This window comes from Vibrio sp. ES.051, from assembly GCF_002563795.1.
Taxonomy (GTDB): Bacteria; Pseudomonadota; Gammaproteobacteria; order Enterobacterales; family Vibrionaceae; genus Vibrio.
The window spans coordinates 35,303-51,010 of sequence record NZ_PDJL01000003.1 but is presented as its reverse complement, the minus strand read 5'-3'; the positions used below and the strand labels follow the sequence as shown (position 1 = coordinate 51,010).

At 48.4% G+C, this 15,708-nt stretch carries 3 protein-coding genes, 6 tRNA genes and 6 rRNA genes; 1 reads left to right on the top strand and 14 read right to left on the bottom strand.

Annotation, left to right across the window (positions count from 1 at the left end; translation table 11 throughout):
• Window positions 1-20 precede the first annotated feature (20 nt).
• The 14 genes from ATG66_RS00885 to zntR all read right to left on the bottom strand — a co-directional run bounded on the left by ATG66_RS00885 (window position 21) and on the right by zntR (window position 13,739).
• Window positions 21-839 carry a cytosolic protein gene (locus ATG66_RS00885; protein WP_098413533.1) on the bottom strand — a complete coding sequence of 273 codons (819 nt, stop codon included), beginning with the start codon at window positions 837-839 and terminating at the stop codon, window positions 21-23.
• A gap of 350 nt (window positions 840-1,189) precedes the next feature.
• Window positions 1,190-1,280, bottom strand: a tRNA-Ser gene (locus ATG66_RS00880).
• A gap of 101 nt (window positions 1,281-1,381) precedes the next feature.
• Window positions 1,382-1,498 (bottom strand): 5S ribosomal RNA (gene rrf, locus ATG66_RS00875).
• 115 nt (window positions 1,499-1,613) lie between these two features.
• Window positions 1,614-4,504, bottom strand: a 23S ribosomal RNA gene (locus tag ATG66_RS00870).
• 349 nt (window positions 4,505-4,853) lie between these two features.
• Window positions 4,854-4,929: transfer RNA gene (locus tag ATG66_RS00865), tRNA-Val, on the bottom strand.
• Window positions 4,930-4,972: 43 nt separating this feature from the next.
• Window positions 4,973-5,048, bottom strand: a tRNA-Lys gene (locus tag ATG66_RS00860).
• Window positions 5,049-5,050: 2 nt separating this feature from the next.
• Window positions 5,051-5,126, bottom strand: a tRNA-Glu gene (locus ATG66_RS00855).
• 88 nt (window positions 5,127-5,214) lie between these two features.
• Window positions 5,215-6,766, bottom strand: a 16S ribosomal RNA gene (locus ATG66_RS00850).
• A gap of 358 nt (window positions 6,767-7,124) precedes the next feature.
• Window positions 7,125-7,241, bottom strand: a 5S ribosomal RNA gene (gene rrf, locus ATG66_RS00845).
• 114 nt (window positions 7,242-7,355) lie between these two features.
• A 23S ribosomal RNA gene (locus ATG66_RS00840) occupies window positions 7,356-10,245 on the bottom strand.
• Between the two features lie 293 nt (window positions 10,246-10,538).
• Window positions 10,539-10,614, bottom strand: a tRNA-Ala gene (locus ATG66_RS00835).
• Between the two features lie 42 nt (window positions 10,615-10,656).
• Window positions 10,657-10,733 (bottom strand) — tRNA-Ile (locus tag ATG66_RS00830).
• A gap of 68 nt (window positions 10,734-10,801) precedes the next feature.
• Window positions 10,802-12,354, bottom strand: a 16S ribosomal RNA gene (locus ATG66_RS00825).
• Together the 16S, 23S and 5S rRNA genes with 6 tRNA genes alongside form the textbook arrangement of a ribosomal RNA operon.
• A 986-nt stretch (window positions 12,355-13,340) precedes the next feature.
• Window positions 13,341-13,739: a Zn(2+)-responsive transcriptional regulator gene (zntR, locus tag ATG66_RS00815; RefSeq protein ID WP_098413531.1), complete on the bottom strand. Its 399-nt coding sequence runs from the start codon at window positions 13,737-13,739 to the stop codon at window positions 13,341-13,343.
• Window positions 13,740-14,004: 265 nt separating this feature from the next.
• Between zntR and purH the strand changes: the two genes are divergently transcribed.
• The gene (gene purH, locus ATG66_RS00805) at window positions 14,005-15,597 is read left to right on the top strand and encodes a bifunctional phosphoribosylaminoimidazolecarboxamide formyltransferase/IMP cyclohydrolase (RefSeq protein WP_098413529.1); all 1,593 of its coding nucleotides are present in this window, start codon (window positions 14,005-14,007) and stop codon (window positions 15,595-15,597) included.
• The last annotated feature ends 111 nt before the right edge of the window (window positions 15,598-15,708 follow it).

The following is a 15,708-nucleotide window of genomic DNA, read 5'->3' as shown; positions in this document are numbered from 1 at the left end:
TCGCAATTGTATTAAAAAATCTAGTCTTTAGTGTGTATCGTTTCCCCATTGTCGGGGCTATGTGATTCGTCCTCTTTCAAACAAAAAATTTTCATTTGATCGCTAAACTGGGCGATATCTATTTGCTGGTGAAGAATAAACGACGCCTCCACCTGATCATAAAAATCCAACTTATTCAAATAAGTGGAATGCGTACCATGACCCATACCAACGACTCTTAAATGAGTCAGCTCTGGATAACGTTTAGCATGGAGTCTGTCGATATCATTAGTAGGGTCATAAATGATATAACCTTTGGCATCTCCTAGCTCTCGGTCGTAATAATCCCCCTCCCAGTCAAACTGTTGAGCCAATTCAGTACTCGATCGATCATCCCATGGAACCAGAGTCTTGTTCTTTGTACTGACAGGGTAAAACAACAGAACATGATTGAGTTTAAGTAATTTGGCGAATGCGCCAATGGCAAAACCGCCGCGACTCTGGCCATAACCCAAACGACACATAAAGGGCGTCAACAGTGGGGATAATTGTTCCAGAAAGAAAATCAAATTGCGGCTTCGGAACCAATTGCTTTTACCTAGATGCTGAAAGGCAATAATATTCACTTTGTGTTTTTGTGCGAGAGGATAGCCCCAAGGGACAAAATTAGGGTTTAAGTCCTGCTTCTGAATATCAGTACCGGAGGGAGAGAAGGTAAACAGTAGCGGTTGATTCAAATCCGCGAGCTCATACTTAACAAAAACATCGTCAAGTAAGTCACTCCCAGAGATCGGTAACTTGGTTTGCTGATCGTCTCGGGAAAGAGCCAGCCATTCATCTAACCAGTACAGTAACTTCATTAATCCTCCATCTGAATTGTGCGTGCATGCGCTGCGAACTCTATCAAAGTGTCGATTTTTATCCAACGGCAACGATTCGAGCAGGAATAATAAAGTGATATTTGGTGATTCCATCGGGTGGAGTGGAACTTCGGCAATATTACTCACTTCAGTCAGTGGTCAGAAATAGCGTCGGGAAAATGCTTAAGAATAAGGCAAAATGTAATGCCGTTATCGGGCGTTTGAACAATTTAGGATAAACAGTTATGCACGTAAAGCGTAAACCCATCAGAACTTTTTTCGATGCAAGATAGTTTTAAGGTAACAGATACGAAAAAACCGCTGTAAGAACAGCGGTTTTTCATTAAAAGTGGCGGAGAGATAGGGATTTGAACCCTAGATACGCTATTAACGTATGCCGGTTTTCAAGACCGGTGCTTTCAACCACTCAGCCATCTCTCCACAAATTGTTACTAAAACTTAGTCTTATTTATCATGCTAAATTTTAGTTTTGCTTTCAGAAGCACCTTAATATTAAGGTAAATTCAAAAGCTATAAATAAAGCCTGGCGATGTCCTACTCTCACATGGGGAAACCCCACACTACCATCGGCGCTATTTCGTTTCACTTCTGAGTTCGGCATGGAAGTCAGGTGGGTCCAAAATGCTATGGTCGCCAAGCAAATTCTTTTTTAACTACCGCCAACGCGATAATTAATAATCTGGAAAGCTGTTTCAGTTCTTAACACAATCAAGTTTTCTTGTATTGAGTCCATCAAAACCCCTTGGGTGTTGTATGGTTAAGCCTCACGGGCAATTAGTACAGGTTAGCTCAATGCCTCGCAGCACTTACACACCCTGCCTATCAACGTCGTAGTCTACGACAACCCTTTAGGATACTTAAAGTATCAGGGAGAACTCATCTCAAGGCTCGCTTCCCGCTTAGATGCTTTCAGCGGTTATCGATCCCGAACTTAGCTACCGGGCAATGCGTCTGGCGACACAACCCGAACACCAGAGGTTCGTCCACTCCGGTCCTCTCGTACTAGGAGCAGCCCCTTTCAATTCTCCAACGCCCACGGCAGATAGGGACCGAACTGTCTCACGACGTTCTAAACCCAGCTCGCGTACCACTTTAAATGGCGAACAGCCATACCCTTGGGACCGACTTCAGCCCCAGGATGTGATGAGCCGACATCGAGGTGCCAAACACCGCCGTCGATATGAACTCTTGGGCGGTATCAGCCTGTTATCCCCGGAGTACCTTTTATCCGTTGAGCGATGGCCCTTCCATTCAGAACCACCGGATCACTATGACCTGCTTTCGCACCTGCTCGAATTGTCATTCTCGCAGTCAAGCGGGCTTATGCCATTGCACTAACCACACGATGTCCAACCGTGTTTAGCCCACCTTCGTGCTCCTCCGTTACGCTTTGGGAGGAGACCGCCCCAGTCAAACTACCCACCAGGCACTGTCCTCACCCCCGATGAGGGGGCTAAGTTAGAACATCAACACTACAAGGGTGGTATTTCAAGGTTGACTCCACCGATACTGGCGTACCGTGCTTCAAAGTCTCCCACCTATCCTACACATGTAGGGTCAATGTTCAGTGCCAAGCTGTAGTAAAGGTTCACGGGGTCTTTCCGTCTAGCCGCGGGTACACTGCATCTTCACAGCGATTTCAATTTCACTGAGTCTCGGGTGGAGACAGCGTGGCCATCATTACGCCATTCGTGCAGGTCGGAACTTACCCGACAAGGAATTTCGCTACCTTAGGACCGTTATAGTTACGGCCGCCGTTTACCGGGGCTTCGATCAAGAGCGTCGACCGAAGTCTAACCCCATCAATTAACCTTCCGGCACCGGGCAGGCGTCACACCGTATACGTCATCTTACGATTTTGCACAGTGCTGTGTTTTTAATAAACAGTTGCAGCCACCTGGTATCTGCGACTCCTAGTAGCTCCATCCGCAAGGGACTTCACCGCCAAGAGCGTACCTTCTCCCGAAGTTACGGTACCATTTTGCCTAGTTCCTTCACCCGAGTTCTCTCAAGCGCCTTGGTATTCTCTACCCGACCACCTGTGTCGGTTTGGGGTACGATTCCATCAAATCTGAAGCTTAGAGGCTTTTCCTGGAAGCATGGCATCAATGACTTCACATCCGTAGATGCTCGACGTCGTGTCTCAGCCTTAAAAAGAGCCGGATTTACCTAACTCTTCAGCCTACGCACTTGAACCTGGACAACCGTCGCCAGGCCCACCTAGCCTTCTCCGTCCCCCCATCGCAATTTGATTGAGTACGGGAATATTAACCCGTTTCCCATCGACTACGCCTTTCGGCCTCGCCTTAGGGGTCGACTCACCCTGCCCCGATTAACGTTGGACAGGAACCCTTGGTCTTCCGGCGTGGAGGTTTTTCACCCCCATTATCGTTACTCATGTCAGCATTCGCACTTCTGATACGTCCAGCGTGCCTTACGACACACCTTCAACCGCTTACAGAACGCTCCCCTACCCAATACTCAAAGAGTATTGCCGCAGCTTCGGTTTACTACTTAGCCCCGTTACATCTTCCGCGCAGGCCGACTCGACCAGTGAGCTATTACGCTTTCTTTAAATGATGGCTGCTTCTAAGCCAACATCCTGGCTGTCTGAGCCTTCCCACATCGTTTCCCACTTAGTAGTAATTTGGGACCTTAGCTGGCGGTCTGGGTTGTTTCCCTCTCCACGACGGACGTTAGCACCCGCCGTGTGTCTCCCGGATAGTACTTACTGGTATTCGGAGTTTGCAAAGGGTTGGTAAGTCGGGATGACCCCCTAGCCTTAACAGTGCTCTACCCCCAGTAGTATTCGTCCGAGGCGCTACCTAAATAGCTTTCGGGGAGAACCAGCTATCTCCAGGTTTGATTGGCCTTTCACCCCTAGCCACAAGTCATCCGCTAATTTTTCAACATTAGTCGGTTCGGTCCTCCAATTGATGTTACTCAATCTTCAACCTGCCCATGGCTAGATCACCTGGTTTCGGGTCTATATCCAGAGACTAAGTCGCGCAGTTAACACTCGCTTTCGCTACGGCTCCCCTAGATGGTTAACCTTGCCACTGAATATAAGTCGCTGACCCATTATACAAAAGGTACGCAGTCACACCACGAAGGTGCTCCTACTGCTTGTACGTACACGGTTTCAGGTTCTATTTCACTCCCCTCACAGGGGTTCTTTTCGCCTTTCCCTCACGGTACTGGTTCACTATCGGTCAGTCAGTAGTATTTAGCCTTGGAGGATGGTCCCCCCATATTCAGACAGGATATCACGTGTCCCGCCCTACTCGATTTCACTGCATATGCGTCGTCAGTTACGGGGCTATCACCCTGTATCGCCAAGCTTTCCAGCTTGTTCACCTGACGCCTATAAAGCTTAAGGGCTAGTCCAATTTCGCTCGCCGCTACTTTCGGAATCTCGGTTGATTTCTTTTCCTCGGGGTACTTAGATGTTTCAGTTCCCCCGGTTCGCCTCGCTACGCTATGTATTCACGCAGCGATACTTACTTATGTAAGTGGGTTTCCCCATTCGGAAATCCCAGACTCAAGTGGCTTTTACTGCCTAATCTGGGCTTATCGCAAGTTAATACGTCCTTCATCGCCTCTGACTGCCAAGGCATCCACCGTGTACGCTTAGTCACTTAACCATACAACCCGAAGGAGTTTCGAGTTGATGTTCAAATCACCAAAGTTGTCTCTCATTATTTGAATGAGCGAGAGACATTTCGATTTTGCCGGACTCAATTTCGAATAATCACTGCAATAGTGATATTCCCAAGAACACTTGAATGTGTTGTTTTGGTGTTTATCTTTACGATAAACATTGAGAACTTTACTTGATAACAACGTTGTTGTTATCAGTCAGCTTTCCAAATTGTTAAAGAGCAAATCACTTCCTAAGAAGTTCATTTTCTAAAGACTTTTAGATCCAACAGTGCGAACCAGTATCAATTGCTTGCTCTGGTTTTGAGTTTTATTCCAAAAATACTTAGAGAATGGTGGGCGATACCGGGCTCGAACCAGTGACCCCCTGCTTGTAAGGCAGGTGCTCTCCCAACTGAGCTAATCGCCCACATTGTTTTCTTACCTAAAGTAAGCATTTCCGTGGAAGGAAATGGTGGGTCGTGCAGGATTCGAACCTGCGACCAATTGATTAAAAGTCAACTGCTCTACCAACTGAGCTAACGACCCAATGGTATCCCGTAGGGGAGTCGAACCCCTGTTACCGCCGTGAAAGGGCGGTGTCCTAGGCCTCTAGACGAACGGGACACTAGTGTAAGTGTTGGGCACTTACTTTCTCTTAAACTTTATAAACCGTATCAATCTGTGTGAACACTCATCGCAATAATCTTTCGTATAAGGAGGTGATCCAGCGCCAGGTTCCCCTAGCGCTACCTTGTTACGACTTCACCCCAGTCATGAACCACAAAGTGGTAAGCGTCCCCCGAAGGTTAAACTACCTACTTCTTTTGCAGCCCACTCCCATGGTGTGACGGGCGGTGTGTACAAGGCCCGGGAACGTATTCACCGTGGCATTCTGATCCACGATTACTAGCGATTCCGACTTCATGGAGTCGAGTTGCAGACTCCAATCCGGACTACGACGCACTTTTTGGGATTCGCTCACCATCGCTGGCTCGCCGCCCTCTGTATGCGCCATTGTAGCACGTGTGTAGCCCTACTCGTAAGGGCCATGATGACTTGACGTCGTCCCCACCTTCCTCCGGTTTATCACCGGCAGTCTCCCTGGAGTTCCCGACATTACTCGCTGGCAAACAAGGATAAGGGTTGCGCTCGTTGCGGGACTTAACCCAACATTTCACAACACGAGCTGACGACAGCCATGCAGCACCTGTCTCAGAGCTCCCGAAGGCACACCAGAATCTCTTCCGGCTTCTCTGGATGTCAAGAGTAGGTAAGGTTCTTCGCGTTGCATCGAATTAAACCACATGCTCCACCGCTTGTGCGGGCCCCCGTCAATTCATTTGAGTTTTAATCTTGCGACCGTACTCCCCAGGCGGTCTACTTAACGCGTTAGCTCCGAAAGCCACGGCTCAAGGCCACAACCTCCAAGTAGACATCGTTTACGGCGTGGACTACCAGGGTATCTAATCCTGTTTGCTCCCCACGCTTTCGCATCTGAGTGTCAGTATCTGTCCAGGGGGCCGCCTTCGCCACTGGTATTCCTTCAGATCTCTACGCATTTCACCGCTACACCTGAAATTCTACCCCCCTCTACAGTACTCTAGTCTGCCAGTTTCAAATGCTATTCCGAGGTTGAGCCCCGGGCTTTCACATCTGACTTAACAAACCACCTGCATGCGCTTTACGCCCAGTAATTCCGATTAACGCTCGCACCCTCCGTATTACCGCGGCTGCTGGCACGGAGTTAGCCGGTGCTTCTTCTGTCGCTAACGTCAAAGAATACCGCTATTAACGATATCCCCTTCCTCACGACTGAAAGTACTTTACAACCCGAAGGCCTTCTTCATACACGCGGCATGGCTGCATCAGGCTTGCGCCCATTGTGCAATATTCCCCACTGCTGCCTCCCGTAGGAGTCTGGACCGTGTCTCAGTTCCAGTGTGGCTGATCATCCTCTCAGACCAGCTAGGGATCGTCGCCTTGGTGAGCTCTTACCTCACCAACTAGCTAATCCCACCTAGGCATATCCCGACGCGAGAGGCCCGAAGGTCCCCCTCTTTGGCCCGTAGGCATTATGCGGTATTAGCCATCGTTTCCAATGGTTATCCCCCACATCAGGGCAATTTCCTAGGCATTACTCACCCGTCCGCCGCTCGACGCCCAACAAATTACCCGAAGGCTCAATGTTGTCGTTTCCGCTCGACTTGCATGTGTTAGGCCTGCCGCCAGCGTTCAATCTGAGCCATGATCAAACTCTTCAATTTAAGATTTTGTCGGCTCAACGAATACTGACTTCAAAACTACAAACGTAATTTTAAAGCTATTACCGTTCCAACAGAACGATAATGAATTGACTGTGCCAAGATTAAACAAGTTAATCTCGATTGGTCACTCAGTTCATTGAAACCGTATTTGAAGCAAAAGCTTCTAATTCGATTATCATCAACGAGTGCCCACACAGATTGATAGGTCTATATTGTTAAAGAACTTGGCTTTCAGTGCCTTAGCACTTAAGCGAGGTGCGTATAATACGCTTCCCACTTTGAAAGTCAACATAAAATTCTAAACAAATTTAGAACTCTATGGTGACTTGCTTAACGAATAAGCAAAGTCGAAATTAAAGCCTGGCGATGTCCTACTCTCACATGGGGAAACCCCACACTACCATCGGCGCTATTTCGTTTCACTTCTGAGTTCGGCATGGAAGTCAGGTGGGTCCAAAACGCTATGGTCGCCAAGCAAATTCTTTTTAACTACCGCCAACGCAGTAATTAATAATCTGGAAAGCTGTTTCAGTTCTTAACACAATCAAGTTTTCTTGTATTGAGTCCATCAAAACCCCTTGGGTGTTGTATGGTTAAGCCTCACGGGCAATTAGTACAGGTTAGCTCAATGCCTCGCAGCACTTACACACCCTGCCTATCAACGTCGTAGTCTACGACAACCCTTTAGGATACTTAAAGTATCAGGGAGAACTCATCTCAAGGCTCGCTTCCCGCTTAGATGCTTTCAGCGGTTATCGATCCCGAACTTAGCTACCGGGCAATGCGTCTGGCGACACAACCCGAACACCAGAGGTTCGTCCACTCCGGTCCTCTCGTACTAGGAGCAGCCCCTTTCAATTCTCCAACGCCCACGGCAGATAGGGACCGAACTGTCTCACGACGTTCTAAACCCAGCTCGCGTACCACTTTAAATGGCGAACAGCCATACCCTTGGGACCGACTTCAGCCCCAGGATGTGATGAGCCGACATCGAGGTGCCAAACACCGCCGTCGATATGAACTCTTGGGCGGTATCAGCCTGTTATCCCCGGAGTACCTTTTATCCGTTGAGCGATGGCCCTTCCATTCAGAACCACCGGATCACTATGACCTGCTTTCGCACCTGCTCGAATTGTCATTCTCGCAGTCAAGCGGGCTTATGCCATTGCACTAACCACACGATGTCCAACCGTGTTTAGCCCACCTTCGTGCTCCTCCGTTACGCTTTGGGAGGAGACCGCCCCAGTCAAACTACCCACCAGGCACTGTCCTCACCCCCGATGAGGGGGCTAAGTTAGAACATCAACACTACAAGGGTGGTATTTCAAGGTTGACTCCACCGATACTGGCGTACCGGCTTCAAAGTCTCCCACCTATCCTACACATGTAGGGTCAATGTTCAGTGCCAAGCTGTAGTAAAGGTTCACGGGGTCTTTCCGTCTAGCCGCGGGTACACTGCATCTTCACAGCGATTTCAATTTCACTGAGTCTCGGGTGGAGACAGCGTGGCCATCATTACGCCATTCGTGCAGGTCGGAACTTACCCGACAAGGAATTTCGCTACCTTAGGACCGTTATAGTTACGGCCGCCGTTTACCGGGGCTTCGATCAAGAGCGTCGACCGAAGTCTAACCCCATCAATTAACCTTCCGGCACCGGGCAGGCGTCACACCGTATACGTCATCTTACGATTTTGCACAGTGCTGTGTTTTTAATAAACAGTTGCAGCCACCTGGTATCTGCGACTCCTAGTAGCTCCATCCGCAAGGGACTTCACCGCCAAGAGCGTACCTTCTCCCGAAGTTACGGTACCATTTTGCCTAGTTCCTTCACCCGAGTTCTCTCAAGCGCCTTGGTATTCTCTACCCGACCACCTGTGTCGGTTTGGGGTACGATTCCATCAAATCTGAAGCTTAGAGGCTTTTCCTGGAAGCATGGCATCAATGACTTCACATCCGTAGATGCTCGACGTCGTGTCTCAGCCTTAAAAAGAGCCGGATTTACCTAACTCTTCAGCCTACGCACTTGAACCTGGACAACCGTCGCCAGGCCCACCTAGCCTTCTCCGTCCCCCCATCGCAATTTGATTGAGTACGGGAATATTAACCCGTTTCCCATCGACTACGCCTTTCGGCCTCGCCTTAGGGGTCGACTCACCCTGCCCCGATTAACGTTGGACAGGAACCCTTGGTCTTCCGGCGTGGAGGTTTTTCACCCCCATTATCGTTACTCATGTCAGCATTCGCACTTCTGATACGTCCAGCGTGCCTTACGACACACCTTCAACCGCTTACAGAACGCTCCCCTACCCAATACTCAAAGAGTATTGCCGCAGCTTCGGTTTACTACTTAGCCCCGTTACATCTTCCGCGCAGGCCGACTCGACCAGTGAGCTATTACGCTTTCTTTAAATGATGGCTGCTTCTAAGCCAACATCCTGGCTGTCTGAGCCTTCCCACATCGTTTCCCACTTAGTAGTAATTTGGGACCTTAGCTGGCGGTCTGGGTTGTTTCCCTCTCCACGACGGACGTTAGCACCCGCCGTGTGTCTCCCGGATAGTACTTACTGGTATTCGGAGTTTGCAAAGGGTTGGTAAGTCGGGATGACCCCCTAGCCTTAACAGTGCTCTACCCCCAGTAGTATTCGTCCGAGGCGCTACCTAAATAGCTTTCGGGGAGAACCAGCTATCTCCAGGTTTGATTGGCCTTTCACCCCTAGCCACAAGTCATCCGCTAATTTTTCAACATTAGTCGGTTCGGTCCTCCAATTGATGTTACTCAATCTTCAACCTGCCCATGGCTAGATCACCTGGTTTCGGGTCTATATCCAGAGACTAAGTCGCGCAGTTAACACTCGCTTTCGCTACGGCTCCCCTAGATGGTTAACCTTGCCACTGAATATAAGTCGCTGACCCATTATACAAAAGGTACGCAGTCACACCACGAAGGTGCTCCTACTGCTTGTACGTACACGGTTTCAGGTTCTATTTCACTCCCCTCACAGGGGTTCTTTTCGCCTTTCCCTCACGGTACTGGTTCACTATCGGTCAGTCAGTAGTATTTAGCCTTGGAGGATGGTCCCCCCATATTCAGACAGGATATCACGTGTCCCGCCCTACTCGATTTCACTGCATATGCGTCGTCAGTTACGGGGCTATCACCCTGTATCGCCAAGCTTTCCAGCTTGTTCACCTGACGCCTATAAAGCTTAAGGGCTAGTCCAATTTCGCTCGCCGCTACTTTCGGAATCTCGGTTGATTTCTTTTCCTCGGGGTACTTAGATGTTTCAGTTCCCCCGGTTCGCCTCGCTACGCTATGTATTCACGCAGCGATACTTACTTATGTAAGTGGGTTTCCCCATTCGGAAATCCCAGACTCAAGTGGCTTTTACTGCCTAATCTGGGCTTATCGCAAGTTAATACGTCCTTCATCGCCTCTGACTGCCAAGGCATCCACCGTGTACGCTTAGTCACTTAACCATACAACCCGAAGGAGTTTCGAGTTGATGTTCAAATCACCAAAGTTGTCTCTCATTATTTGAATGAGCGAGAGACATTTCGATTTTGCCGGACTCAATTTCGAATAATCACTGCAATAGTGATATTCCCAAGAACACTTGAATGTGTTGTTTTGGTGTTTATCTTTACGATAAACATTGAGAACTTTATTTGATAACAACGTTGTTGTTATCAGTCAGCTTTCCAAATTGTTAAAGAGCAAAGTTTTCTAATGAAAACCATGTTTAAACGCACTCATTGAATGCACTTAAAGATGGTGGAGCTATGCGGGATCGAACCGCAGACCTCCTGCGTGCAAGGCAGGCGCTCTCCCAGCTGAGCTATAGCCCCATCAGGTGTCGATACTGTATGCCAATTTTCTGGGAAGGAAATTGGTGGGTCTGAGTGGACTCGAACCACCGACCTCTCGCTTATCAGGCGAACGCTCTAACCACCTGAGCTACAGACCCAGTATCGTCTCTTAAACTTTATAAACCGTATCAATCTGTGTGAACACTCATCGCAATAATCTTTCGTATAAGGAGGTGATCCAGCGCCAGGTTCCCCTAGCGCTACCTTGTTACGACTTCACCCCAGTCATGAACCACAAAGTGGTAAGCGTCCCCCCGAAGGTTAAACTACCTACTTCTTTTGCAGCCCACTCCCATGGTGTGACGGGCGGTGTGTACAAGGCCCGGGAACGTATTCACCGTGGCATTCTGATCCACGATTACTAGCGATTCCGACTTCATGGAGTCGAGTTGCAGACTCCAATCCGGACTACGACGCACTTTTTGGGATTCGCTCACCATCGCTGGCTCGCCGCCCTCTGTATGCGCCATTGTAGCACGTGTGTAGCCCTACTCGTAAGGGCCATGATGACTTGACGTCGTCCCCACCTTCCTCCGGTTTATCACCGGCAGTCTCCCTGGAGTTCCCGACATTACTCGCTGGCAAACAAGGATAAGGGTTGCGCTCGTTGCGGGACTTAACCCAACATTTCACAACACGAGCTGACGACAGCCATGCAGCACCTGTCTCAGAGCTCCCGAAGGCACACCAGAATCTCTTCCGGCTTCTCTGGATGTCAAGAGTAGGTAAGGTTCTTCGCGTTGCATCGAATTAAACCACATGCTCCACCGCTTGTGCGGGCCCCCGTCAATTCATTTGAGTTTTAATCTTGCGACCGTACTCCCCAGGCGGTCTACTTAACGCGTTAGCTCCGAAAGCCACGGCTCAAGGCCACAACCTCCAAGTAGACATCGTTTACGGCGTGGACTACCAGGGTATCTAATCCTGTTTGCTCCCCACGCTTTCGCATCTGAGTGTCAGTATCTGTCCAGGGGGCCGCCTTCGCCACTGGTATTCCTTCAGATCTCTACGCATTTCACCGCTACACCTGAAATTCTACCCCCCTCTACAGTACTCTAGTCTGCCAGTTTCAAATGCTATTCCGAGGTTGAGCCCCGGGCTTTCACATCTGACTTAACAAACCACCTGCATGCGCTTTACGCCCAGTAATTCCGATTAACGCTCGCACCCTCCGTATTACCGCGGCTGCTGGCACGGAGTTAGCCGGTGCTTCTTCTGTCGCTAACGTCAAAGAATACCGCTATTAACGATATCCCCTTCCTCACGACTGAAAGTACTTTACAACCCGAAGGCCTTCTTCATACACGCGGCATGGCTGCATCAGGCTTGCGCCCATTGTGCAATATTCCCCACTGCTGCCTCCCGTAGGAGTCTGGACCGTGTCTCAGTTCCAGTGTGGCTGATCATCCTCTCAGACCAGCTAGGGATCGTCGCCTTGGTGAGCTCTTACCTCACCAACTAGCTAATCCCACCTAGGCATATCCCGACGCGAGAGGCCCGAAGGTCCCCCTCTTTGGCCCGTAGGCATTATGCGGTATTAGCCATCGTTTCCAATGGTTATCCCCCACATCAGGGCAATTTCCTAGGCATTACTCACCCGTCCGCCGCTCGACGCCCAACAAATCACCCGAAGGCTCAATGTTGTCGTTTCCGCTCGACTTGCATGTGTTAGGCCTGCCGCCAGCGTTCAATCTGAGCCATGATCAAACTCTTCAATTTAAGATTTTGTCGGCTCAACGAATACTGACTTCAAAACTACAAACGTAATTTTAAAGCTATTATCGTTCCAACAGAACGATAATGAATTGACTGTGCCAAGATTAAACAAGTTAATCTCGATTGGTCACTCAGTTCATTGAAACCGTATTTGAAGCCTAAGCTTCTAATTTGATTATCATCAACGAGTGCCCACACAGATTGATAGGTCTATATTGTTAAAGAGCTTTTCTAACGCTTTCAGCAGCTTGCTTACTCGACGTTAGGGGTGCGTATCTTACTTTGCACCGCGAGAGAGTCAAGCATTTTTTCAAATTTCTTTTCTCTCTTTTCCGACTCTCGTGTGACTCTCGTCTCACTCCGTGTCGGTGGATGCGCAGTATAGGGAGCTGAGAAATTAGCACAAGCGTTTTTTACAAAAAAAAACTCAAGCGAACAAATAACGAGCATAACGGACAAGTAAGCAACAAACGGGCTGTTCCTGAGGGGCTTGCAAGGCTTTTTCACTCCAGATAACAGAGCTTACATAGGTACGCCTTCTTATAAACTTGGTTCTAGGCTCCAACAATTTGTTGTATTGATTCTTCCTGTTGAACCAGCTATTGCTATCAACTTCTACACATTTAGCCTCTGTATATGCGTAATCTAAATGAACTGCTATATCGATAGAGTCTTGCATTATAAATACTTCGTTGAAAGAACCTTTATCGAAATCATCTTTCATCTGAGTCATTGTTACTTGTGATAATCGAGCTAACGGACAGTTTGTGTATAATTGTGTCTGGTAAACACTCTGCCTTGAACATTTGAAGTTAATGTAAAGCATCCAAGCACTGTCTAAATAGATGTGTTTACAATCTAACAACTCTTAATGAACTTCGTACTGTAAATAAACTGTCGAAAACCAAGTTTGTCACTACGACCGTTATTTTAGGACATCAAATGAAGACGAGAACCTGTTAAGCAACAACCCTCTCTCTGTCTACTGCCTATTCAAGGGCAGCTAAAATCGAGCAATGACCAGCATCGTCATGAGTATGACCACAGCAAGCATCATTGATCTTCTTCAATGCTCGACGAATTTTCGTTAGCTCGTTAATTTTTCCATCAATCAGCTCTAACTTAGCAGAAGTAATGGCTTTCACCTCTGCACAGCTATGTTCTGTCGCTTCTAATTTGATTTCTAGTAGCTCTTTAATCTCATCTAAGCTCAAGCCCAGCTCTTTACCTTTAAGGATAAAGTGCACCTGTTTTTGATTCTCTTCATTATAGAGACGATAACCTGATTCACTCCGACCTGCGGGCTTTATCAGCGCGTTTTTCTCATAAAAACGGAGCGTATCTGCCGTCACACCACAGCGTTTTGCCAGTTCACCTATCTGAAACATAATTTTCCCTATTAACTATCTCGTTACTTTTAAAGCTAACGAACGTCTTTTTTACAATTATTTTTGCGATGCCAATCGATTGCGCAAGCTTTTTTGTAATAAATTGGTTAGAATACGCGCCATCAAATGTGGAGACTGTTTTCTAACCAGAAAACATCCGGCAAAGGTCTTTACCAAAACTGGCCAATATTTTACCCCAAGAGGTAAAAACAAGTTCATTTTTGGCAAACATCTTTAACTCCGTGAATTTGAGGAAAATGGAAGCATGAACAACGCTCGCCCTATTCGCCGTGCGCTTATCAGCGTATCAGACAAAACAGGTATTGTTGAGTTTGCACAAGCTCTTGCTGAGCGCGGTGTCGATATCCTATCTACTGGTGGTACAGCACGCCTACTTGCCGAACAAGGCATCGCAGTAACAGAAGTCTCTGACTACACTGGTTTCCCAGAAATGATGGACGGCCGCGTTAAAACGCTTCACCCGAAAGTTCACGGTGGTGTGCTTGGTCGTCGTGGTCAAGATGACGAGGTGATGGCAAAACATGGCATCAATCCAATCGACATGGTCGTTGTTAACCTATACCCATTCGCAGAAACCGTCGCCAAAGAAGGCTGTACACTGGCTGACGCGGTTGAAAACATCGATATCGGCGGCCCAACGATGGTTCGCTCTGCAGCGAAAAACCACAAAGACGTGACTATCGTTGTGAACGCTTCAGACTACGACCGCGTAATTGCAGAAATGGATTCCAACGACAAGTCCCTAACTCTCGACACGCGTTTCGACCTTGCTATCGCAGCATTCGAGCACACTGCGGCTTACGATGGCATGATCGCAAACTACTTCGGCACCATGGTTCCATCTTACGGTGAGAACAAGGAAGGCGATGAAGAGAGTAAATTCCCTCGCACATTCAACCAACAGTTCGAGAAGAAACAAGACATGCGCTACGGTGAGAACAGCCACCAAGCCGCAGCTTTCTACGTAGAAGCCAATCCACAAGAAGCGTCTGTTTCTACTGCTCGCCAAATCCAAGGTAAAGCTCTTTCTTACAACAACATCGCAGACACGGACGCCGCACTTGAGTGTGTGAAAGAGTTCGACGAGCCAGCATGTGTGATCGTTAAACACGCCAACCCATGTGGTGTCGCGCTAGGTAAAGACATCTTAGAAGCATACAACCGTGCTTACCAAACTGACCCAACATCTGCATTCGGCGGCATCATTGCATTCAACCAAGCGCTAGATGCAGAAACGGCTAGCGCTATCGTTGAGCGTCAATTCGTTGAAGTGATCATTGCACCTTCTGTTTCTGCTGAAGCGATTGAAGTGGTTGCGGCGAAGAAGAACGTTCGCCTACTCGAGTGTGGCGAGTGGTCAACGAAGACAACGGGCTTTGACGTGAAACGCGTCAACGGTGGTCTACTGGTTCAAGACCGTGACCAAGGCATGGTAAGCCTAGACGACCTTAAAGTGGTTTCTAAGCGTCAACCGACTGAAGAAGAGCTCAAAGACGCCCTATTCTGCTGGAAGGTAGCGAAATACGTGAAATCAAACGCGATTGTTTACGCGAAAGGTGACATGACTATCGGTGTGGGCGCAGGTCAAATGAGCCGCGTTTACTCAGCAAAAATCGCCGGTATCAAAGCGGCAGACGAAGGTCTAGAAGTGGCGGGCAGCGTAATGGCCTCTGATGCGTTCTTCCCATTCCGCGACGGTATCGATGCCGCTGCAGAAGCTGGCATTAAGTGCGTGATTCAACCAGGTGGATCTATGCGTGATGATGAAGTTATCGTAGCAGCAGATGAGCACAACATGGCGATGATCTTTACCGGTATGCGCCACTTCCGCCACTAATCCTCTCGTCTTCACTGGGACGATAACTGCGTTGACGGCGTTCACTTGTCCTCGTCCCACTGAATTAGAGAGGCCATACTCAGGTCTTTTCGAAATATCTGAGTTTGAGCA